The organism is Caballeronia sp. LZ016, assembly GCF_031450805.1.
GTDB lineage: Bacteria > Pseudomonadota > Gammaproteobacteria > Burkholderiales > Burkholderiaceae > Caballeronia.
The window spans coordinates 563631-584017 of sequence record NZ_JARTVY010000004.1; the positions used below are offsets into that span (position 1 = coordinate 563631).

The 20387-nt window shown below is 61.3% G+C and carries 21 protein-coding genes; 5 read left to right on the plus strand and 16 right to left on the minus strand.

Annotated features, from left to right (window positions below):
* Window positions 1-8: 8 nt before the first annotated feature.
* On the minus strand, window positions 9-1379 hold the full coding sequence (locus tag P9220_RS23025; protein ID WP_309767972.1) for a sugar ABC transporter substrate-binding protein: 1371 nt from the start codon (window positions 1377-1379) through the stop codon (window positions 9-11).
* A gap of 240 nt (window positions 1380-1619) precedes the next feature.
* Between P9220_RS23025 and P9220_RS23030 the strand changes: the two genes are divergently transcribed.
* Entirely contained in the window at window positions 1620-2741 is a 1122-nt protein-coding gene (locus P9220_RS23030; RefSeq protein WP_309767973.1) for a sn-glycerol-3-phosphate ABC transporter ATP-binding protein UgpC, read from the plus strand.
* Between the two features lie 292 nt (window positions 2742-3033).
* Window positions 3034-3891, plus strand: coding sequence for an EAL domain-containing protein (locus P9220_RS23035; protein WP_309767975.1), 858 nt, complete (start codon window positions 3034-3036; stop codon window positions 3889-3891).
* Window positions 3892-3954: 63 nt separating this feature from the next.
* Here P9220_RS23035 and P9220_RS23040 read toward each other — a convergent pair whose 3' ends face one another.
* From P9220_RS23040 to P9220_RS23095, 12 genes are all read right to left on the minus strand, one after another.
* Window positions 3955-4251, minus strand: a complete 297-nt coding sequence (locus tag P9220_RS23040; RefSeq protein WP_309767976.1) for a DUF4148 domain-containing protein — start codon at window positions 4249-4251, stop codon at window positions 3955-3957.
* A 93-nt stretch (window positions 4252-4344) separates the two neighbouring features.
* A complete protein-coding gene (gene tssG / locus P9220_RS23045) occupies window positions 4345-5415 on the minus strand; it encodes a type VI secretion system baseplate subunit TssG (protein WP_309767977.1) in 1071 nt (356 codons plus the stop codon).
* Between the two features lie 52 nt (window positions 5416-5467).
* A complete protein-coding gene (locus P9220_RS23050) occupies window positions 5468-5719 on the minus strand; it encodes a PAAR domain-containing protein (RefSeq protein WP_309767978.1) in 252 nt (83 codons plus the stop codon).
* Between the two features lie 10 nt (window positions 5720-5729).
* Complete coding sequence (locus P9220_RS23055) at window positions 5730-6635, minus strand: hypothetical protein (protein ID WP_309767979.1); 906 nt, start codon at window positions 6633-6635, stop codon at window positions 5730-5732.
* Entirely contained in the window at window positions 6628-6885 is a 258-nt protein-coding gene (locus P9220_RS23060; protein WP_309767980.1) for a hypothetical protein, read from the minus strand. The genes P9220_RS23055 and P9220_RS23060 overlap by 8 nt, the downstream gene beginning before the upstream one ends.
* Before the next feature lie 41 nt (window positions 6886-6926).
* Window positions 6927-8066, minus strand: coding sequence for a hypothetical protein (locus tag P9220_RS23065; protein ID WP_309767982.1), 1140 nt, complete (start codon window positions 8064-8066; stop codon window positions 6927-6929).
* A gap of 69 nt (window positions 8067-8135) precedes the next feature.
* Entirely contained in the window at window positions 8136-8804 is a 669-nt protein-coding gene (locus tag P9220_RS23070; protein ID WP_404980307.1) for a DUF2345 domain-containing protein, read from the minus strand.
* 14 nt (window positions 8805-8818) lie between these two features.
* A complete protein-coding gene (gene tssF / locus P9220_RS23075) occupies window positions 8819-10735 on the minus strand; it encodes a type VI secretion system baseplate subunit TssF (protein ID WP_309767983.1) in 1917 nt (638 codons plus the stop codon).
* Between the two features lie 399 nt (window positions 10736-11134).
* A complete protein-coding gene (locus P9220_RS23080; protein WP_309767984.1) occupies window positions 11135-11533 on the minus strand; it encodes a hypothetical protein in 399 nt (132 codons plus the stop codon).
* On the minus strand, window positions 11512-12417 hold the full coding sequence (locus P9220_RS23085) for an AAA family ATPase (RefSeq protein ID WP_309767985.1): 906 nt from the start codon (window positions 12415-12417) through the stop codon (window positions 11512-11514). Before P9220_RS23085 ends, P9220_RS23080 begins: the two co-directional genes overlap by 22 nt.
* Before the next feature lie 142 nt (window positions 12418-12559).
* Window positions 12560-14626 (minus strand): EAL domain-containing protein, encoded by a 2067-nt coding sequence (locus tag P9220_RS23090; RefSeq protein WP_309767986.1) that lies wholly within the window; start codon window positions 14624-14626, stop codon window positions 12560-12562.
* Window positions 14627-14697: 71 nt separating this feature from the next.
* Window positions 14698-15477 (minus strand): DUF4410 domain-containing protein, encoded by a 780-nt coding sequence (locus P9220_RS23095; RefSeq protein ID WP_309767987.1) that lies wholly within the window; start codon window positions 15475-15477, stop codon window positions 14698-14700.
* 196 nt (window positions 15478-15673) lie between these two features.
* Here P9220_RS23095 and P9220_RS23100 point away from each other — a divergent pair, with 196 nt between their 5' ends.
* The gene (locus P9220_RS23100; protein WP_309767988.1) at window positions 15674-16462 is read left to right on the plus strand and encodes an SDR family oxidoreductase; all 789 of its coding nucleotides are present in this window, start codon (window positions 15674-15676) and stop codon (window positions 16460-16462) included.
* Here the strand turns inward: P9220_RS23100 and P9220_RS23105 are convergent.
* The 3 genes from P9220_RS23105 to P9220_RS23115 all read right to left on the minus strand — a co-directional run bounded on the left by P9220_RS23105 (window position 16459) and on the right by P9220_RS23115 (window position 19536).
* Complete coding sequence (locus P9220_RS23105) at window positions 16459-17892, minus strand: UdgX family uracil-DNA binding protein (RefSeq protein ID WP_309767989.1); 1434 nt, start codon at window positions 17890-17892, stop codon at window positions 16459-16461. The genes P9220_RS23100 and P9220_RS23105 overlap by 4 nt on opposite strands.
* A 7-nt stretch (window positions 17893-17899) precedes the next feature.
* Window positions 17900-19111 carry a putative DNA modification/repair radical SAM protein gene (locus P9220_RS23110; RefSeq protein WP_309767990.1) on the minus strand — a complete coding sequence of 404 codons (1212 nt, stop codon included), beginning with the start codon at window positions 19109-19111 and terminating at the stop codon, window positions 17900-17902.
* A 65-nt stretch (window positions 19112-19176) separates the two neighbouring features.
* Window positions 19177-19536 carry a DUF3140 domain-containing protein gene (locus tag P9220_RS23115; protein ID WP_309767992.1) on the minus strand — a complete coding sequence of 120 codons (360 nt, stop codon included), beginning with the start codon at window positions 19534-19536 and terminating at the stop codon, window positions 19177-19179.
* Window positions 19537-19622: 86 nt separating this feature from the next.
* Here P9220_RS23115 and P9220_RS23120 point away from each other — a divergent pair, with 86 nt between their 5' ends.
* Both P9220_RS23120 and P9220_RS23125 read left to right on the plus strand, forming a co-directional pair.
* Window positions 19623-19844, plus strand: a complete 222-nt coding sequence (locus P9220_RS23120) for a hypothetical protein (protein ID WP_309767994.1) — start codon at window positions 19623-19625, stop codon at window positions 19842-19844.
* A gap of 123 nt (window positions 19845-19967) precedes the next feature.
* Complete coding sequence (locus tag P9220_RS23125; RefSeq protein WP_309767995.1) at window positions 19968-20288, plus strand: hypothetical protein; 321 nt, start codon at window positions 19968-19970, stop codon at window positions 20286-20288.
* Window positions 20289-20387 lie beyond the last annotated feature (99 nt).

Consider the following 20387-nt stretch of genomic DNA (forward strand, 5'->3'; position numbering starts at 1 on the left):
ATCAGGGATTACTTCAACAAAGGCTTCTTGCCGTCGTAATAGCCCGCTTTCTTCAGGATGTCCTCGGTTTTCTGGCCGATGGTCTGGGCGCCTTCCTTCACCGTGACCTGACCGAGCATCATCTTGCTGCCCCATTCGCCGATGACTTCCGACACCGCGGGCCATTCCGGGAAGCGCGGCCGATAATCCGGCACGCCGCCCTGCCACGATTCGACCATCGGCTTCACGAACGGATACTTGTCCTGCACGGCCTTGTCCTGGTACACCGCCGTGCGCGCCGGCACGCCGCCCGCTTCGAGATAGGGCTTCGCCATCGCCTCGGACGTGATCCACTGAATGAACAGCCACGATGCCGCCTGCTTCTTCGCGTTCGACTTGGCGTTGACCGCGAGCGAGAAGCCGCCGAGTGCTGGCTTAAGGCCCGCCGGACCCTTCGGCTCGGTCGTGATCGCGAGACAGTTGCCGATCTTCGACTTGCTCGGATCGGTAAGCGTGGGGTAGAACGCGGACCATTCGGTGATCATCGCGACCTGGCCTTGCGCAAGCGCGTTCACCGCTTCGGCGTGATCGAAATCGACGATGCCCGGCGGCATGTACTTCATCAGCTTTTGCCGATACTCGAGCCCCGCCTGCGATTGCGGGGACATCAGGTTCGACTTGAACTTCGCATCGAGCAGCGAGCCGCCGTTGGGCCACAGCACGCGCATGAAGCTGTCTGCCGATTGCGTTTCGCCGCGCCGCGACTGGAGCGCGAATGCGAACTTGTCGCCCTTCGTGAGCTTCGGCGCATAGGTGTTGAGGAGTTCGTCCCAGGTCTTCGGCGGCTCATCGAAGCCGGCGTCCTTCAACATGCACTTGTTGTAGAACATGAGGCCCGAATAGTTATCGAACGGCAGGCCGTAGGTGACCTTGTCCCATGTGCCGAACGAATCGAGCAGGATCGGGAAGAAGCCCTGCAGGTTGAGGTTCGGGTCCGCGAGCTTGGGGTCATCGGTGAACTTCTTGATCGGCACGAGCCACTTGTTGCTTGCGAATTCACCGATCCACACCACATCGACGAGCACGACATCCTGCTCCCCGCCGCCGACGAAGTTGAGCACTTCCTTTTCGCGCGTGTTCTCGTAGGGAATGACTTCCCAGCGCACCTTGATCCCCGTCTCTTTCTCGAACTGAGGAATCAGGGTTTGTGCGGCCTTGTAGCCGGGGCGATCGAGAAATATAGCCTTGATGGTGGTGCCGGAGTACGGCTGCGCCGCTTCCTTCAGCGTCCACGCTTGCGCACTGGATGCAGCAAACGCCGCGCTTGCTGCCAGCAGCGTGACCGCCGCAATGTGCTTCAACGGACGGGAATGTATGCCCTGCATGATGCGCTTTTTCATGCCTTGTCTCCTTTCTGTTTTCTCGAGCGGATACGTTCGTGTCGTGCGTCCTTCCCTGCGTGGCGGATTGAAAAGACACGGTTGAGCGCCGCGTCGTTTCACTTGTAATTTCGGTTTTACAATTGTATATTTGGGCCCGAACAGGTTGTCAAGAACAATGTGAGTCAAGGCATTCGATGCTGCACTGCGATGCTTGCTGCGCAGTCCGGCGATTGAAACGCGGCTTAGATGGAGACACGCATGAGTGCAGTCCATTTGCAGCAGATTCGCAAGACCTTCGCGAGTACCGAAGTGCTGAAGGGCGTCGATATCGAAGTGGCCGACCGCGAGTTCATGGTCTTTGTCGGACCGTCAGGCTGCGGCAAGTCCACTCTGCTTCGCAGCATTGCCGGACTCGAGCAGTGCGACTCGGGACAAGTGCTGATCGGCGGTGAAGACGTGACGGACCTCGAGCCTTCACAGCGCGGCGTCGCAATGGTGTTCCAGTCGTATGCGCTGTATCCGCACATGTCGGTGTACGAGAACATCGCGTTCGGGTTGCGCATGCTGAAGCTGCCCGAAGCGCAGATCAGGGAACGGGTCAATCGCGCTGCGGAGATCCTGCAGATCGGGCAACTGCTCGAACGGCGTCCACGCGCGCTGTCGGGCGGGCAGCGGCAGCGCGTCGCCATTGGCCGATCGATCGTTCGGGAGCCGAAAGTCTTTCTCTTCGATGAACCCTTGTCGAACCTCGATGCAGCGTTGCGCGTGCAGATGCGCCTCGAACTCATCAAGCTGCACAAGCAACTCAACGCGACGATGATCTACGTCACGCACGATCAGACCGAAGCGATGACGATGGCCGACCGCATCGTCGTGTTGAATCATGGACGTGTGGAGCAGATCGGCTCGCCGCTGGAGTTGTATCGTACGCCTCACAATCGCTTCGTTGCGGGCTTCATCGGCTCGCCGAAGATGAACTTCATCGATGTCCGCGTGCTGCGTGCCGATGCCGCGGGCGTCACCATCGAATTGCCGGGAGGCGAACCGCTGACGCTTCCTTTCGCAGGGGCATCTGTCAACGTTGGAGAGACGCTTACGCTCGGCATCCGTCCGGAGCATTTCATCGAGTCGGGCAGCGGCGACATCGACAGCGGCCTCACTGGCGAAGTCATGGTGATCGAGCATCTTGGCGGCGAAACGCTTTTGCACATCCGCTTGCCGAACGATCTCGTCATCAACGTGAAGGGCTCGGGCGAGTCGACCGCGGTGGATGGTCAACGCCTCAACGTCGGCTTCAGCATTCGTCACGTGCATCTCTTTCGCGAAGACGGCAGCGCGCTCGAACGCATGCGGCCGGTCGCCGAGGCGGCTATCGTCTGACTGAAGGCTCTGACGTTTCGTTAGTCCGTATTACAAAACTTCGAAGAAACTTCAACGTTTGCTGCAAAGCGCTTCGGCACGATCGTTCGCTCTTGCTGTCAGTGTTACCGGCGACGGCGTGCAATGTTCCTACCTTTACTTCGCCGCGATACTTGGTACGACTAGGGATACGCCCCGTCATGATGCATGCATCGGGGTTTTCCCTCGCTGCCATCCCAATTCGCCCGACCATTGTGGCCACGGGCACGAGTCATGCATTTAAACGCCCGGTTCAATCAAGGGGCGGCACAGCATGAACGCAGCAACACGTCGGTCGTACATTTCGAACGCCGCGCCAGAAGCCGGTCATGCGCTCAAGCGGCGTGTGCTTCAGGGGTTGAGAGCCGGTGAGTTTTGCGTGGCTTACCAGGGCATCTACCGGGTCGATACCAGCGAGCTCTCACAGATGGAAGCGCTCATCCGGTGGCGTCATCCGGAGTTCGGCGTGTTGTTGCCAGGGAGTTTTCATGAGGCGCTCGAAGATGACGAGGTCGTCGTCGAGTTGACGGACTTCGTGATGAACACCGTATCCCGCGACATCGCGGCGCTGCAGGCGCGCGGCGTGTGCTATCCCGTCGCGATCAACGTCCCGCCCTCGGTCGCGTCGTCGGACGGGTTCGGCGAAAGGCTCGAAACCGTATGCGATGCGCACGGCATCACGCCTGACCTGATCGAACTCGAACTCTCCGAGAGCCAGGATCTTGCGCGCTTTCCTTCCATGCCGAGGGTCGTGCAACGGCTGCGCAATCGCGGCGTCGGCGTGGCGATGGACGACTTCGGCACAGGCTTCGCCTGTCTTTCGGCGCTCGGGCCTATCGACTTCAGTACGGTGAAGATCGCGAAGGAACTGCTGGCGGAAGCGCCGCGTTGCCCGAACGCGCGGATGGTGTTTTCGTCGGTGCTTGCGCTGCTGACGCGGCTCAACGTGAAAATCGTCGTCGAGGGCGTGGAAACGCCCGCGCAGGCGCAGTGGCTCGCACAGTGGCCGCAAGCGCTTGCGCAGGGCTTCTATCTCGCGAGGCCTGTGTTCGGAATGGGTAACGTGCCGGGCGTACGAGCGTCGATGCGGGGTAGCGTCGTGACGGACCTGCATCTCGCGACTGCAGCTTGATGGCGCTTGTATGCCTGATCGGGCGATGCGCGGATCAAAGGCGCATCGCGTTTCATGCTCCGATTAAGGCGCCGAAGCCGGCGCAGCCTGACCGGCCTTCTGCGCGTTGATGCGCTGCTGCGCGTTCTGCAGATTGCGCGGATAGTCCGTCTGCTCGCCCGACGGGTTGTAGCCGTTCTGCTCCAGTTCTTTAAGCTCGGCGTTCTTCTTCGCCCGTGCGGCTTTACGCTCGGCCTTCTTGGCTTCCTTCGGTGTGGAGGCGGCGGAGTCCTGAGCCTGCGCGGGCGTCACGGGCACAGTGACGAGCGCGGCGACGGACAAGGCGATGACTGCCAGAGGGGCGGTGCGGAGTGTGAGCATGGGCGGCTCCGGTGAGGTGGGTTTCCGAATCCAAGAGCAAGAAGCGATCCGGTTTGCGTTTTTCGCGTCCAGTGCGGCTCGCAGTTCTTCCACTTACTTTCCATTGACGCCGACTCGAGGCCGTCGTGTCGACTCATCGACTCGTCGCCCGCCTTTCGCACGCAACTGCCGCCGGTATTGCTCCGGTTCAAAGCGCATGCCGGTGATCGGCGCGTTGCTCCGTGATTCACCGAGCCAGCTCGACCACCCGAGTTGTTGAGAGCCGCCCAGTACCGCCGCCGGCGCGCTATGCGGTTCGATCTGCAACTCCAGCATCCACTCGAACTCGAGGCCGACGTAGACCCGCACCCACTCGATGAGCCGCAACAGATCATCGCCGCGCGGAGTGAAGCGGTGATACGTCTCTATCTCGAGTGGTCCGATGGTCATGCAGAAGCGGTGCCGCCGGTCGGGCGCGCGCTCGCCCAGCAACGCGCCACCGCCCAGACACGCTGCCGCGTTCGAATGCCCCAAACGACAATGAAGCTCTGGCGGCAGCACAATCCAGTGCGCCGCGTACTCTTCGATGCTCACCGGCACGCCGAAGTGATGCGCCACCGCGTTGCAAAGCGCGGATGGATCGCGCGACTCGCCGACCAGGTGCGGCGCGGCAGACAGACGCGCGTGTTCCGGCAGCAACGGTGCGCGGCCGCGTCGTTGCGCATGTCCGGAGAAGCTGGCCGTATAGGCAGAGAAGCGGTCGTGCTCGGGCCGGTCCAGACTCGCCGCCGATTGCGCCGACGCCCAGGCGCGATACAGCAGCGTCAGCGATCGATGGTGAAAGATGTCGAGGAAGTTGCAAAGCGTCGGGTCGTGTCGTTGCTCTTCGCGCTCGCGGGCGATTTCGGTGACGTGAATCGGCAACGGCCCGTTCGGTCCCAGCATGCCGAGGCCGAAAAGCCGGATATGCAGCTTGCCATTTCTCAGCTTTGCGTCCGCGACTTCGCGCGGAGCAAACACGAGACTGGGTTTCTGACCGATACGATACGGCTCGGCGCCCGGGCGCTGTGCGGCGCCGACCGGGTCGCGCGCGCAGTTGGCGTTGATCTGGCGCAGAAGTGGCAGGAAGCCGAAGCGCCAGGGCGCGGACTGCAAACGCTCCATCAGTTGTACCGGAAAATCCATCTTGTGCCTGTGTCCGTCTGTCGTTAAGCCGCACATCAAACGGTCCTCCAATTCACTTGATGCTCGATATCAAGCGACAACCACAGGTGCCCCGATGCCCCTCTCGAGCAACCGGGATGCCGTTGTCGGTGATGCCGGAATCGCCTTCCACGATTAAATTGGGCTGCACCTCCGGATGCTGCGGGCACTTCACTTCGTCACCCTTGCGGGCGACCGGTATGCCGTCGTAACGCATGCTGTCCGATGCGGTTATGACTTCGCCATCGTGGTCGGTGGTGTCGCCGAGGCGGATCAGATTAATCATTCGAAGCTCCTCATTTGGTTACAGGTGGCTTGCCCGACGGTCCCCAGATGCTTTGTCCGGCATGGAGCAGCTTCATTAGCATTCCGGGAGGACAGTCTGCCATGCACATAGCCTTCCCTTTTCGAACTCGTCCGTCTGCTCTAATCGCGTAGTCGGAATAAATCAGCGGCTTCACAGGAAGTCTTGCGTCGATCGCCACTTCTTTGGGCATTTCCACGTTCTTCGCGATTGTGTTTTCGTAAGAAACGTTCACCCACGGGAGCGTGGTCGTATCTATCGTCGAGGGCAGGCCCTTGTACCGCGGAGTGGATGCATCACTCCAAAACCAGAACAGCTTATATGAACGAGGTTTCCTGTCCGTTGCCAGGTAACAAGTACCCGAAGATTCAAACACCCTATAGCCCGTAGCAGTTCCAGTCTTTGGATCCAACTCAAATCCATCAGCATTTATGGCGAGATAGTCGACGACCTGCCTACTGCTGTCATAAGGAAAAAAAGGTACGGCGCCTTCCGGATCGGGTGGCTCAACCTTATACTGAATCATGAATGACACTCGATATGGGGGAAGCCCTTCTCTGGGGGACATCTCCTCAAGCGAGATCATGTCCTTTTTTCTAAAAATGAACTGGTCTCTCCGGCTATCAGTGGGCCGTATAGTTCTTAGAATGTCGTCATCTGACGAGCCTCGATAGGTAAAACATGGCACCGATAGCAGGGCGGAGCCGGCCCGCCATTCACCGATGGTGCTCCTCAAAAAAACGTTACATTTGGGCTTAAGAACTTCGTCGTAGTGGATGGTTAGGTCATTTATCCGGATCGCCGCGCTTGCGGCGATCGCATTGCTGGAAATGAGCAGCGACAGAGCCGCAACCGCACTGGTGACTCGCTCGAACGTTCGAGGCTCGAATTCATTCATCGGCATTATCCTTCGCTGTCACATGCATATGGCTATCGTGGGGTCTAACCCAATTGACCCACGGGGTGTAAACTGCGCCCGCCTGGATATGCGAATCCGAGGTGAGTTCTCTGTAAAATGCGGCCATCTTGCTGCCTCCCGCGCCCTTTGGAAATGGTTTGCCGCGGTCATTCTTGCCGTTGTTATGTAGGGCGAAGTGAATGTCCTCATCGTCGTCGTCAAAGCGCGCCACGTCCAGAGCCGTTCCCATCTTATGGAGCCGCGAACCGAGCATCGGTCTCCACGAACTGCTCAGTGCCACCGTATTAATGTGCAACGCCACATAGCTTTCAATATTGCGGCGAATGTCCCTGGCGACGTACGTCGAATAGCATCCCGGACGTTGGTGTCGTTACTAGAGTTAATCGCATTAGCAAACGACCTCTCGGCAAACGTCAGCTTGATTTGTAACAACGGTATGTGGACTTCAAAGGCGTCCAATGACCGCGATCCAGCGCCGGCCTCGTAGATCGGCGAAAGTACCGCGGTCCAATCTACATTGCTCAGCGTTTCGACTCCGTCCTTGGTCGAGAGTTGAGGCGGAGCACCGGTGCCACCGCGCGGAGTGGTTGGCGTCCCGCTGGCATATGGACCGGTCACTGGTCCACTATGAGTCTGCGGATTTTCGGATTGGTCAGGTAGTCGAGGAATCTGCGCTGGCCGGGTGCTTGACACATTAGCTAGCGACGACTCGGGCGGAATATGCGCCGGGTGTCCTTTCAAGAGCGGCCGAGAAATGGACTCGATCGGGCACAGCGTTCCTACTTCGTTATGAAACTCGTGGCTAATTTTTCGCCACATGTCTCCGGTGAGGAACCCGAAGTATTCGTCTGTGTGGGATGGTGCCTTCTTTAAGCTGTTCGTGTCCGGCGCTGCGCCCAATGTGTTGACGTCACAGAAATCCAGGACCAAGTCCGTTCTGATCTCGAAGATATTAATCGTCGTACTCGCCGAATCGGGCAGATCAAATGGGAACAAGGGATATTGGCGCCGAGACCTGTATGAATCGTTGGCAATGAAGAGAGCGATCTTCTTGACATCATCGCGAATTGTGATCGGAGTCAGCGCGTGTAAGTTTCTCGTTCCATCCCTCCAAACGGAAACTTTGGTGTACGCTTGGAAATTCGCTCTCGCAAGCTCCGCCTTAGTGTCGGCGTCAATTAGCACGTACGGCGAGCCTGTCAAGTATGAGGCGGAATCCGTACAAGCGAGCTTGCTTGTGTCTCCGTCATACTTCGCGTTGTAAAGCGGATTTGCTCCGCGCTCATCCAGCGGCGCGCAATAGACATTGAACTTGACCACGCGACGCTTATGATGAGCGGGCTCAGTAGGAAGTTGCGTGCCACTTCTCATCGTGGCTATCGGTTCCGTTGCTTTTGTTTGTGTGGCCATGTCTTGTCGGTTTTATTAGTTGAGCGCAGGCCAATATGGCCTTTCGCGTGCCAGCGTGAGCACTCTTACTCAGGTGCAACTGCAGCGTGCGTCGTCGCACTCATCATCTCGATGTGGCCCGGCGTGTGGATACAAATGAATTGACTGTTCGCTTGCCGTCCAGACCCGCTCCGTCAGACCATTCTCATCCGTCCTCCCGTACCATGTCACACCGCTTTCCGCTTCCATTCGGTATGAGTAGTTCTTGAGAATTGAGCCATCCCGGTCGCGCACGGTGAATTGCGCGCTGTACGCTTTCTCTCCAGGCAGATCCGGAGGCGGGACGCGCATGGAATCCGCCCCCGCCTTATCCCACACCGCCCCCTTCTCCAGAATCGCCCCCGGCGATCCATTCACAATTCCACTGCCGTTGATCTGCACATACGATCCCCCCGCCCCGATCCACACCTCCTTCGCCGCCGTGATCACCACGCGTCCATCGGAGCTGCTGACCGTCACATCGTTGAGCGCAGCCAGCGACATCGCGCCGCTTTGCGCCTGTGCCATCCACGGTCCCTTCGCCGCAATGAACCGCATCCCCTGCTGGTACGCGAACAGCGACACGGTGCCGCGCACCGACAGCCGCCCGAGTTTCTCCACGCCGCACAGGCGCGCGGCTTCGAAGATCGGTTCTCCGCAATAGTTCGGGAACGCATCGCTGTGGACCGCCAGCGGGCGGGCCTGAGTCAGCCAGTCCATTTTGTTAACCTTTTCTAGAAGATGCCGCGCGTGCCCGCGCGCGTCGGCCAAGTGAAAACTACTCCGCGCTGCACGGTACGCATAACGGTGCGCGTGAAGGCATGCGCTGAGACGTGACGCGCGACGTAGCGCTCCAGCGCCAAGGCGAAAGTGAACGGTAACCAGTCGCCTTCGTCCTCTTCGTCGAAGGTAAGCGTCACCTCGATGCCACGCGACAGTTCGAGTTCACCGCCGCAGCGATGCATGTCGTACACGGGCCTGCCACTCGCGCCGACGAGGCTTTCAAGGCAGCGGGCCATTGTCGGATCGCCCGCACCGAGAAAAGGACGCAGCATCGAGCGCAGTCCTTCGCCTGGATCTTTCTCGTCGAACTCGTCATCGAAGGCTTGCAACTCGATATGGAGCTGGCGCAGCAGATCCCAAGCCGCGTCGCTACCGGCATCGAACGCGAGCGGCGCCCGGGGAGCAGTCGGGGCACGCACGAAACCGACCGTCGCGACCGACTTCGCATCCTTCGCGATCAGGTCGTTCACTCCGTTGCGCGGCACGATACACGGCAGGTCCCCGTTCGTCAGCCACGCTTCGAGGGTGACGTACTGGATACCGATGTCGTCCGGCTGGAGGTCCGGACCGAGCAGCTTCAGTCGCGTGCGTGTGCGGACGAACTGCTGACGCTTGTCGTAGCGGCGTTCGTGGTCCACGACTGCTTCGAGCTCCCGCCGTAACGTGAAAAAGCGCGGGTGACGAGCACTGTCGTCGGCAAACGGCACGTCGAGAGGCCGAAATGCTACGGGCCCGGAGTCCTTGTCCACCTGGCCCAATACCAGATCGACTGAATGGACTTCGAAATCATCGGGTGCCCCGGCAACGGGTGTAATGATCGGCTCTGCCGCTTGCGTAGCAAGATCGAGACGCGCCGTTCGCGTCGGGAACAAATTCGCGACCGGAGAGCAAAAGAGCGCAAATTGCGAAGCGTCGATGTGCTCTTCGAACACGTTCACTTCCCGCGAGAGCAGGAGCACGATTTCCACCTCCGGACCATCGATCTTCCGCAACCCCGGACCTAAGCCATTCAGGGCAAAGAACCAGAATCTTGCGGGTAGTGCGAAGAATTCGTGCACCAGCATCTGCCCGTGAAATTTTGGCGAAATTGGGCGCAGCAAGCTCTCGTCGGGATTCAGCCCTTCGTAACTCACAGTCATGTGCGGCAGACCGGGAAGCTTCGCACCGTACAGGTCGCCGCTCTCGAACCGGTCCGGCGCGCCCATCACCATTCCTATCACAGAGGTATGGATCAACTCGAAGAGGCGCGAGGCCAAGCGTTCCTCGCCACACAAGTAGACCGGCAACCTGTCCAGCGCTGCCAGGCTCGACAGGCGCGCACCATTGATCGTGGCAAGACGAATACGGAGTGCTCCGCGCACGACCGCGACGTCCTGGCTTCCCTCCACAAAACGATGTAATGAAGGAATATCGGCAGGAATGCCCGTCGAGCGTACGCGATCTATCCGGAGCGGCCATACTCTGACGGGTTGAGCGGTGCGGAATTCAGCAGTCGCGCCTTTGTCTGTAGCGTGTGTCGTGAGGCGTGTGCCGCGTGGCAACAGAAGACCCTGAGGACTATGAGCAGCTTGCGCATCAGGATAGAAACGCGCCACGGCCAGCGAAGGCAGCGGCGCCACAAAGTTAGGATTGACGGCCTCGAGTTCGCGCAGCGGTAGATCAAGGGTCCAGTCATCGATACGCATCTGGGAGCGCGCAGACGCGAACGCAAAAGCCTGAAGCAAACGCTGCGCATAAGAATCCTGGGCGTCGCCCGCCCGCGCGCCGAGCCTCGCAGCGATCTTTGGATGGTCTACCGCAAAATCCCGGAACGACTCGCTAACGTAGTTTTCTTCCCGTTCATAGTACTCCTGAAATCTTGGTTTCACGTCCGCTCCGACTGGTGAATCGCTGTCTAGTGACCAATGAAGAGGCCTGCACGACCCGGACGTTGGTGCGTGCGTGACCAGGCGACGAAAAACATCGTCGACTAACGCCATTACGTCATGCTTACTATCTATTCAGTGACTATGTCTCGATTGAACGACGGCGCATGTGTGATGCGCGGTAACGCTCGTTCACCAGCCCGAAAAATAGTGACAGCATTGTGAGGTACTGCCTAGCGCAATGCAATTCGGAAGAATCCGATTCTCGATATGAATAGTTGCCTGTAAGCCGCTGTGTCTTTCCGAAAGCCGCGAAGCAGCACGTTCTTCGCCGATTGCAAACCGGTCACCAAGAGCCGCAACGAACGAACCATGACGCTTTCATCCATTGCGGCACGGCTCTTAGTCTTTCCTCGCCATGAACGCCGCCCCTCGCGACATCCTTGCCTTCAACCCATCCGCTATGAAATTCGCCAGCTTCGTCACGTCTTTCCACTTCGACGCCCGTCGCGACGCATCGAGGTCTTCACGACGAATGATCGCTCTGAGCACCTCGACACTCTGCTCGCGGAGCCATGTACGAAACGCATCCTCGCCCCGCGACGCGAGTTCTTGATGCACGTCGGGTACGTCCGCGTCCTTCCGCTTTCCCCCCGCTCTCGCGCGCCCCTCTGGCCGGTCGTAAACCGGCTGCACCAGCGCATCCAGTTTCGCCGCGAATTCGGAATTGCGCGACGCTTCGTCGTCGATGAGCTGGACGAGCCCATGCAGCAATTCGATCAAAGATTGCTTGCTTCGCATAGCGTCTGAATTTCCTGTGTCACGCCCAGCAATGCCTCGTAAGCGGGCACGCCGTACTTGCCTTTGAACGTGCGCAAGTCAGCTTGCGCATCGGCGCCGCGTGCGACAGCGACGGATTGCGGAATGTGATGCTTGAAGAAGCGCGGTTGCGGCACGTCCGATTCCGCGAACTTGCCGAGACGTCCGTGCGAGAGATCGCTCATCACCCTTACGTGCAGGTTGTTGCCCTGCACCTTCGTCGCGACAATGCCGAGGGGCTCGATGGACTGCTTCACTTCCTGCGCGAAGCGGCGCACATTCTCGACGATCTGGTAAATGCCCCACGTCGACACGATGTCGGGGATCGTCGGGATGACGTAGCTGTTCGATATGTTCAGCCCGTTCTTTGTCACTGTTCCGAGGCTCGGCGGGCAATCGATAATCACATAGTCGTAGTCGTCGATGACCGGCTGCAACGCAATTCTCAGGATGTCGCGCGGATTCACCGTAAAGTTGCCCGTCATCGCGATCGTCGGAATCCTGTCCTGCAGTTCGACCAACTGGATGCTCGAAGGCAGAAGATCGAGTGTCCGGATGCCGCCGTCGATGGTCGAGACGCCGCGGACAATCGAACGGGCGATATCGAAGCGCGGCGGCAAATGATGATTGATCTTGTCGCTGAAAAGCTGGGCGATAGTTCGCCCATCGCGGTCCAGTTCATCCCACGCTTCCTCGGTGATGAGGTTCACCGTCGCGTTGGTCTGCGGATCGAGATCGATGAGCAACACGCGCTTGCCCATGTCCTGCGCAAGGATTTCAGCGACGGCGACCGCCGTCGTCGTCTTGCCGACGCCGCCTTTGAGATTGATAAAGCTCAACACGTGCGACGTTTGCTTCTTGGTCATACTGCCCCCCTCGTTTGTTGCCTCGTTGTCATCACGCGGGGATGAACGAAGTCGATCCGCGCGAGGGGAGATTTAACACAGAGTCGTAGGATGCCTAATCGAAATGCACGCGCACGAAAGCGCGCGCCGCTAATGCGTGGACTCAGACACCCACCGCCCCCTCCTCCAGCAACGCCTCGAACGCCTGCGCCGAAAGCGGCTTCGCCAGCAAGAAGCCCTGCATCTCGTCGCACCGGAGATCCCGCAATCGATCCCGCTGCGTCCCCGTCTCGACGCCTTCCGCGACCACATCCATATCCAGCGAATGCGCAAGCGCGATGATCGCCGATACGATCGCGCGCCCTTCCTGCCCGTTCTCGTCGAGCCCGTTCGTAAAGAACCGGTCGATCTTCAACTGCTTTGCGCGAAACCGCTGCAGATACGCGAGACTCGAATACCCCGTGCCGAAATCGTCGATGGCGATCTCGAAGCCGCTGTCCTGAAACGCGCGAATCATGTCGATGGTGCGCGGCGCGTCCTGCATCGCCACCGACTCCGTGATCTCGAACATCAACTGCTCGCTCGCCACGCCTTCCTCGCGCAAAATCGCAAGAATGCGCTCGACGAGATCGGTCTCGTTCATCTGCCGCGGCGACAGGTTGATCGCCACTTTCACCGGCGGACATCCCGCTTCGCGCCATCGCACGATCTGCCGGCATGTCTCGCGCACGACCCAATAGCCGATCTCCACGATCTGCCCCGAACGCTCCGCAATAGGAATGAACTCGAGCGGCGTCAGCAACCCGCTCTGCGGATGATCGAGCCGGATCAGCGCCTCCGCGCCCGCAAGCTCGCCGTCGCCGCGAAACTTCGGCTGAAACAGCAAAAAGAAATAGCCCGCGTCCAGCGCTTCGTGCAACGCCTGCTGAATCTGCAGCGTGCGAACCGCCGCCTCGTTCATGCTCGCCTCGAAGAAGCGATACGTGCTGCGTCCGCCGCGCTTCGCTTCGTACATCGCGACATCCGCATGTTTGAGCAGCGCCTCGACGCTCTCCCCATCGTCGGGAAAGAGCGCAATGCCGATGCTCGGCATCACCTGCAACGGATGCTCGCCGATCACGAGCCCCTTCCTCATCGTATCGAGGATGCGTTCGGCAAGCCGCTCCGCATCCTCATGCGCTTTCATGTTCTCCAGCAACACCACGAACTCGTCACCGCCGAGCCGCGCCACCGTATCGCCGCCGCGCACGCATCGCAGCAGCCGTCGCGCGAACGCCTTGAGCACTTCGTCGCCCGTCGAGTGGCCGAGCGAATCGTTGATGGTCTTGAAGCCGTCGAGGTCCATGAAGAGAATCGCGAAGCGCGTGCCGCCATGCGTCGCATTGCGCACGGCAAGCTCGATGCGCTCGGTCATCGTGCGGCGGTTCGGCAAGTCCGTGAGCGTGTCGAAGGTCGCCATGTGCACCATCTGTCCGTGCAGGCGCGTCACGGAGCCGGCGAGCATCGCGTTATGCGCGTCGAAGCGCGACAGCACGAGCGTGATGACGAGAATCGTCAGCGTGAAGAGCGTGACCGTCGTGCCGAGCCAGTACACGTCGACATCGTTGGCCGCGCCGCAGATCGCGCCGAGCGGAAATTTCGCGGCGGCATTGCCGGTGTAATGCATGCCGGTGATCGCGACACCCATCACGAGTGCCGATGCCATACGCTTGGCCGTCAGGTGCGCCTGGCTCGCATCGGCCAACGCACGCGCGATCCACAACGCCGCGCCCGATGCCACGACCGCGATCGCAATCGATGCAGCGAAGAGCGCCGGATCGTAGACGATGGCCGGTTGCATCCGCATCGCGGCATCGCCCATGTAGTGCATCGTCGCGATGCCCGCGCCCATCAGCACGCTGCTCACCGCGAGCCGCGCGAAGGTGAGCCGCGCGCCATTGATGACCGACAGCGCGAAGAACGAAACCAGTATCGCGACGCCGAGCGACGCCGCCGTGATGCGCAGGTCGTAGCCGAGCGGAATCGGCAACGAGAAAGCCAGCACGCCGATGAAGTGCATCGACCAGATGCCGGTGCCCATCGATGCCGCGCCGCCCGCGAGCCACAGATAGCGCACGCGCGAGCGCGACAGCATCGCGATGCGGCCGGAGATGTCGAGCGCCGTGAGCGAGGCGAGCGCCGCCACGACGAGCGACGCCGCGACGAGCCAGAAGTTGTAAGTGCCGTGCATGGGTGCCGGTTGAAGATGCTTGTTTGCTTCTGCGTCTTATCGGCGCGTGCCGGGCAATCTTGAATCCGCGCTCAGCTCTTCGCGGGCATCCAGCCCTGCGCCGCGCCGCTTTTACCGATCTGCGCCGCGATCGCATCGCCGAGGCGTTTCTCGTCGGACGAGACGCCCGCCCGCTTCGTTTCGGATACCGCATGCAGACCGCCCGATACCGCGAGGGAACTCACCGCATGACCCGCCGCTGCGCCGACGCCCGCCATTTCCGCGACGCCCGGCGCGTGACCGCTGTCCGCGCTCGCGTCGAACTGTTCGACGAGTTGCGGCACGCCGTGCGCCGGCTTGTAGACGAGTTGCACCGTCGCGCCGACCTTGCTTTCGCCCGCGCCAAGACCGATCAGCATGCGGCGCCGACGGTTGCCGGCGTCGATCCTGTCGATGCTGCCCGCGACGACGAGCACGCTCCGGTCGTCCGGCGGCGGGACATCGGCACGGATCGCGGGCAAGCCCATCGACTGAAGTTTCGCGACGATTTCGTTGGCGACTTCCTCACGCGCTTCGACCGCTTCCTGCGATTGCTGCTGCGCGCGCGATTCGCCGGACATCGAGGCTTTCAGCTTGGCTGCGAGACCGTGGTCGTCGAGCCTGACGTCGCTTGCATCGCTGTCGAACGCGTAGACGTAGATCGCATCGGGACGCGTCGCGGGCGCTGAGGCGACCGTCGTCGCATCCGCATACGGGCCGGCTTGCGCACAGCCCGCGAACAATGCGGTGCCGGTCATCACGCCGGCGATCACGACGCGGCGCGCATGTTTGAGGATGGAATCGAGTGAGGAGACAAGGATCGGCTTGGACATGGTGACATTGGCTCAGTGGTTGGCTGCAGGCGCAACTATGGACGACGCCCGACGCTCACGCCATCGAACATTTATGTCGCGGAGTTTCATCGCGCGATGGGCCTTCTGCCCGCGATTCAGCGCGTTTGCGCCGACGTCGCTACCATTCACCGGTTGCACGAATCGCCAGTCAACCAGATCAACCAGGGAGTCAGGAATGGACCTACAGATCGCCAGCAAGCTCGCGTTCGTTTCCGGATCGACGAAAGGAATCGGTCATGCAATCGCGGTGAGTCTCGCGCGTGAAGGCGCGCGCGTGATCGTCAACGGACGCTCGCAATCATCCGTCGATGCCGCGCTCGACAAGCTGCGTAAGGCCGTGCCGAATGCGCAGGCCGAAGGTTTCGCCGGCGATGTCTCCGATGCCGCGCAAGTCGACGCGCTCGTGCAGCGCTTTCCGGACGTCGATATTCTCGTGAACAATATGGGCATCTTCGAACCGAGGCCGTTCGAAGACATTACCGACGACGACTGGCTGCGCTTCTTCAACGCCAACGTGATGTCGGGCGTGCGGCTGTCGCGTGCATATCTGCCGAAGATGAAGGCGAGGAACTGGGGCCGCGTCGTCTTCATCAGCAGCGAGAGCGGCATCCAGATTCCCGTGGAGATGATTCACTACGGGCTGACGAAGACCGCGCAGCTCGCGCTGTCTCGCGGTCTCGCCGAAACGTGCGCCGGCACCGGCGTGACGGTGAACGCGGTCTTGCCCGGCCCGACGAGTTCGGAGGGCGTGACCGAGTTCGTCGACAAGCTCTCGGGCGGCAAGAGCTTCGAGGAAGCCGAGAAGTCGTTCTTCGCGGAGGCGCGGCCGAGTTCGCTGCTCAAGCGCTTCATCGAGCCGGAGGAGATCGCCAGCATGGTCGTGTACGTGTGCTCGGCGCTGTCGTCGGCGACGAACGGCGCGGCGTTACGCGCCGATGGCGGCGTGGTGCGCGCGGCGTTCTAGCGCGTGCCCGGATCGTTGCTCAGCGCGTGCGCTTTTGCGAGCGCATCGGTGATATCGGCGACGGTCTTCTCGCGCGCCGTATCGTCCTGTTGCCTGAGCGCGTATGACGGGTGATACGTCGCGACGATCAGCTTGTCGCCGAACGGCACCACGCGTCCGACATGCTCGCGCAACGTCGCGCGCTTGCCGAGGAGCGCGGTAAGCGCCGTCGCGCCGAGCGTGACGATGACGCGCGCAGCGGTGTCGTCCAGCTCGCGTTCGAGCCAGTACGAGCACGCTTCGACTTCCTGCTGCCCGGGTGTCTTGTGCAGACGCCGCTTACCGCGCGGTTCCCACTTGAAGTGCTTCACCGCGTTGGTGAGATACACCTGTTCGCGCGGCACGCCGGCGCGGCGCATCGCGTCATCGAGCAGCTGTCCCGCCGGTCCGACGAACGGCTCGCCCTTCAGGTCTTCCTGATCGCCGGGCTGCTCGCCAAGCAGCATGATGCGCGCATCCGACGGCCCCGCGCCGTGCACCGCCTGCGTCGCGTTGCGCCAGAGATCGCAGCGGCGGCAGCTATCGAGCGATGTGGGCGCGTCGCGTTCCGGCTGCGCATCTTCGGCCTCGACGTGCACCGTCTTGCCGCCGAGCGCGCCGACCGTTCTCGCCTGCGCGACGCGCCGCGCCCCGCCGCGCGCATCGCTCAGCATTTGCGGGATCAGCGCGCCTTCGGGCAAGCCCTTCCAGAACCGCACCGGCATCTGCTGTTCGAGCGCGGATTCGTTGAGCCGCGCCGGGTTGAAGATGCTGCGGTAGTAAGTCATCCAGAGGTCTTCGGCGGCGTCGGGCGTGTCCGTCGCATGGTCCGCCGCCAGCGCGCGGCGACGCTCGATCTGCAAGCGCTCGCCGTTCCACATCGCCGCGCCATCGGGCGTCGTGATGAGCCACGTCGAGCGGCCCATGCGCGCTGCGAAGTGCTCCGCGCCCCACGCGAGCACATCGTGATCCGGCTCGTACCACGCGACGTATTCCGGCGCGCCGAGCGATGCATCGCGCTGGCGGAAACGCACGTAGGCGATCATGTCGTGCTGTGCGCGCCGCACGGCCTTCGCCATTTTGTAGAGGCGCGCGCCGTCCTCATCGGCGGGAGAGGCGACCGAGCGGTCGCCGTGCGTCCATCGCCATAACACGCGATACAGAAAGCCCCAGCGATGCACGTCGCGGAAATGGGCGGCGTCTTTCAGCAGCGCGGCAAGCTCGCGCGAAACGCGCACCTGTTCCGGATTGCCGGATGGCGCGGCGCCGGGGTCGGTCGCGTCGAATAGCGGCGGCGCCTCTGTTTCGCGCGTGCGCCAGTCGATCGCTTCGGGCGCAAGCCCGAGCGACAGCGCGTTCAGTGCCGCGCTGCGCCAGGCGTCGAAGTCGTCGTCGATGGTGATGGCCTGCATCGTGGCGCTAGAGAAGCGACAACTGCACCGGCTGCGTTGCGAGCGCTCGCCGCAGATTTTCCGACGACGCCTCGACGAGCGGCGGCCGATAGTCTTCCGTCACCACGAACGGCTTGACCTTGTCCATGCTGCAGCGCAGCCGCACGAGATCGTGATAGCGCACGCGGCGCGTTCGCCGCAACTCGACGATGCGCTTCGCGTTGCGCATCCCGATGCCCGGCACGCGCGCGATCATCCGCCCGGGCGCGACGTTCAGGTCCACCGGAAAGCGCTCGCGGTGCGCGAGCGCCCAGGCGAGCTTCGGATCCACATCGAGTGGCAGGTTGCCGGCATCGCCGAGCAATTCGGCTGCGTTGAAGCCGTAACCGCGCATCAGAAAATCCGCCTGATACAGCCGATGCTCGCGCAAGAGCGGCGGCGCTTTCGACGGCACGCCGGTCGGGCTGTCGGGAATGGGGCTGAACGCGGAATAGTAGACGCGCTTCAATTGATACGAGCCGTACAGCGTTTCAGCGGTGCCGAGGATCGTGCGGTCGTCCGTCTCGTCCGCGCCGACGATCATCTGCGTGCTCTGCCCCGCCGGCGCGAAACGCGGAGCGCGCGGCTCCGCTTCCGATTCCTCGCGCGCCACGCGGATATTGCCCATCGCGAGCTTGATCGTCCGCCCGCTTTTTTCGGGCGCGAGACGCTCCAGGCTGATCTCGGTCGGCAACTCGATGTTCACGCTCAACCGGTCCGCATACCGCCCCGCCTGCGCGATGATTTCGGGATCGGCGTCGGGAATGGTCTTCAGGTGGATATAGCCGCGAAACTGATGTTTCTCGCGCAGCGTCCTGGCGACGAGAACGAGTTGTTCCATCGTGTAGTTCGATGAGCGAATGACGCCCGAACTGAGGAAGAGGCCGTCGATGTAATTGCGGCGATAAAAGTCCACCGTCAGCGAGACGACTTCCTCCGGCGTGAAGCGCGCGCGTGGCACGTTGCTCGACCGGCGATTGATGCAATAACGGCAGTCGTACAGGCAGAAGTTGGTCAGCAGGATTTTCAGCAAGGACACGCAGCGGCCATCCGGCGTGAAACTGTGACAGATGCCCGAACCCGTGCTCGCACCGAGGCCGTCTACCCCGCGCGACTCGCGTTTCGGCGCGCCGCCGCTCGCGCACGAGGCGTCGTACTTGGCGGCATCCGCAAGAATTTCGAGCTTCTCTGACAGTTCCATTCTGGCTATGATACTGTATGTTTATACAGTATGCTATCGGTGTCGTGCGAGGTTGAAAGGGCGCTTCACTTCAGCGGATCATGTCCCCAGTTCATCAGCGAATAACGCCAGTTCGTATGCTCGATATCGCCATGCGGGCGCTGCGCCATATGGCGCTTCACGTAGCCGGCCACCTTGCGCATGTGCGCGTAGTCGTCGGCCTGCAAATCGCTTTTCTTCGCGCCGAGCAGCTCGATAATGCGTCTGCCCGACTTGTGGCCCACGGACTCCGCATCACCGTCTTTCTGGCCGACTGCGCGGGACTCTTCCGTCGCAAGCCACTTCTCGAGTTGGTGCGCCGTCATGTTGACGAGCGTCTTGAACTCTTCGAACGCGGCCCTGTCTTCTTCGTCCGTCGATTGTCCATGCGTAGTGGCTGTGGTCACGAGTTTGCTCCCGGTATCGCGTCGCATTGTTCGAGCAAACATCGCTCCCGTGACATCGCCTTTCCTTACTAGCGGAGACTTCCCGAATGCGTTTCGACTACAAGCACTTTCATATCGACTGCACGGCCCGTCATGATGAAGACGGCAGCTTCTACGCACATGCCCGGATCACGAGCGCGCCGAACGAAAATACGCCTAATCTCGAAGTCCACGACTCTGGTGACCTCGACGCCTTCGCGAATGAATGGGACGCCTTACATTGCGCGCGGGCATGGGCCATCGAATGGTGCGACGAAGCGCTCGCCTGACGTGTTCGTTACTTCCTGACGTGGCGGCTTTCATCGCGCGGCACAGCGATTGCGGTATGTAAGCCGCGACGCCGCGCAGTCCACGCGAAGCGGCGCGCTTAAACCACCATCAAGGGAGGCACCATGAAGATCGCAAAGAAGAGCTTGCTTGTATCCGCGCTGGTTCTGAGCATGTCGGGCGCTGTATTCGCGCAGGGTGCAGGCGGCGGTGCGGGCGGCGGCGGTGGAGCGGGCGGTGCGGGCGGCGGCACGGCGGGCGGTAATGGCGCTGGCCAGGGCGGCACCGGCATGAGCACGCCGAACGCACACGGCACGACCGGCGCCACGTCAGGCGCATCCGGTTCGAGCACGATGGATTCCTCGGGCGGCACGAGCGGATCGACCGGTTCCAGCAGCCATATGAACAAGAAGAGCGGTTCGAGCAGCGGCAGCAAGGCGTATTAACGCGCTGCGCCGATGAACGCACAGGCCGCGTTGAATGCGCGGCCTTTTCTTCCCTCATTACTTCGCTGTCGACGGTCACGCCCCATGACCAATCCCTCC

Bases quoted from the DNA above. Each gene is read 5' to 3' on its own strand.
- P9220_RS23080 (WP_309767984.1), bottom strand. From the start codon at position 11,533: ATGCGAAGCAAGCAATCTTTGATCGAATTGCTGCATGGGCTCGTCCAG.
- P9220_RS23030 (WP_309767973.1), top strand. From the start codon at position 1,620: ATGAGTGCAGTCCATTTGCAGCAGATTCGCAAGACCTTCGCGAGTACC.
- P9220_RS23105 (WP_309767989.1), bottom strand. From the start codon at position 17,892: ATGCAGGCCATCACCATCGACGACGACTTCGACGCCTGGCGCAGCGCG.
- P9220_RS23085 (WP_309767985.1), bottom strand. From the start codon at position 12,417: ATGACCAAGAAGCAAACGTCGCACGTGTTGAGCTTTATCAATCTCAAA.
- P9220_RS23125 (WP_309767995.1), top strand. From the start codon at position 19,968: ATGAAGATCGCAAAGAAGAGCTTGCTTGTATCCGCGCTGGTTCTGAGC.
- P9220_RS23060 (WP_309767980.1), bottom strand. From the start codon at position 6,885: ATGGGAACGGCTCTGGACGTGGCGCGCTTTGACGACGACGATGAGGAC.
- P9220_RS23025 (WP_309767972.1), bottom strand. From the start codon at position 1,379: ATGAAAAAGCGCATCATGCAGGGCATACATTCCCGTCCGTTGAAGCAC.
- P9220_RS23050 (WP_309767978.1), bottom strand. From the start codon at position 5,719: ATGATTAATCTGATCCGCCTCGGCGACACCACCGACCACGATGGCGAA.
- P9220_RS23070 (WP_404980307.1), bottom strand. From the start codon at position 8,804: ATGGACTGGCTGACTCAGGCCCGCCCGCTGGCGGTCCACAGCGATGCG.
- tssG (WP_309767977.1), bottom strand. From the start codon at position 5,415: ATGGATTTTCCGGTACAACTGATGGAGCGTTTGCAGTCCGCGCCCTGG.
- P9220_RS23100 (WP_309767988.1), top strand. From the start codon at position 15,674: ATGGACCTACAGATCGCCAGCAAGCTCGCGTTCGTTTCCGGATCGACG.
- P9220_RS23120 (WP_309767994.1), top strand. From the start codon at position 19,623: ATGCGTTTCGACTACAAGCACTTTCATATCGACTGCACGGCCCGTCAT.
- P9220_RS23055 (WP_309767979.1), bottom strand. From the start codon at position 6,635: ATGAATGAATTCGAGCCTCGAACGTTCGAGCGAGTCACCAGTGCGGTT.
- P9220_RS23095 (WP_309767987.1), bottom strand. From the start codon at position 15,477: ATGTCCAAGCCGATCCTTGTCTCCTCACTCGATTCCATCCTCAAACAT.
- P9220_RS23110 (WP_309767990.1), bottom strand. From the start codon at position 19,111: ATGGAACTGTCAGAGAAGCTCGAAATTCTTGCGGATGCCGCCAAGTAC.
- P9220_RS23040 (WP_309767976.1), bottom strand. From the start codon at position 4,251: ATGCTCACACTCCGCACCGCCCCTCTGGCAGTCATCGCCTTGTCCGTC.
- P9220_RS23090 (WP_309767986.1), bottom strand. From the start codon at position 14,626: ATGCACGGCACTTACAACTTCTGGCTCGTCGCGGCGTCGCTCGTCGTG.
- P9220_RS23035 (WP_309767975.1), top strand. From the start codon at position 3,034: ATGAACGCAGCAACACGTCGGTCGTACATTTCGAACGCCGCGCCAGAA.
- P9220_RS23065 (WP_309767982.1), bottom strand. From the start codon at position 8,066: ATGGCCACACAAACAAAAGCAACGGAACCGATAGCCACGATGAGAAGT.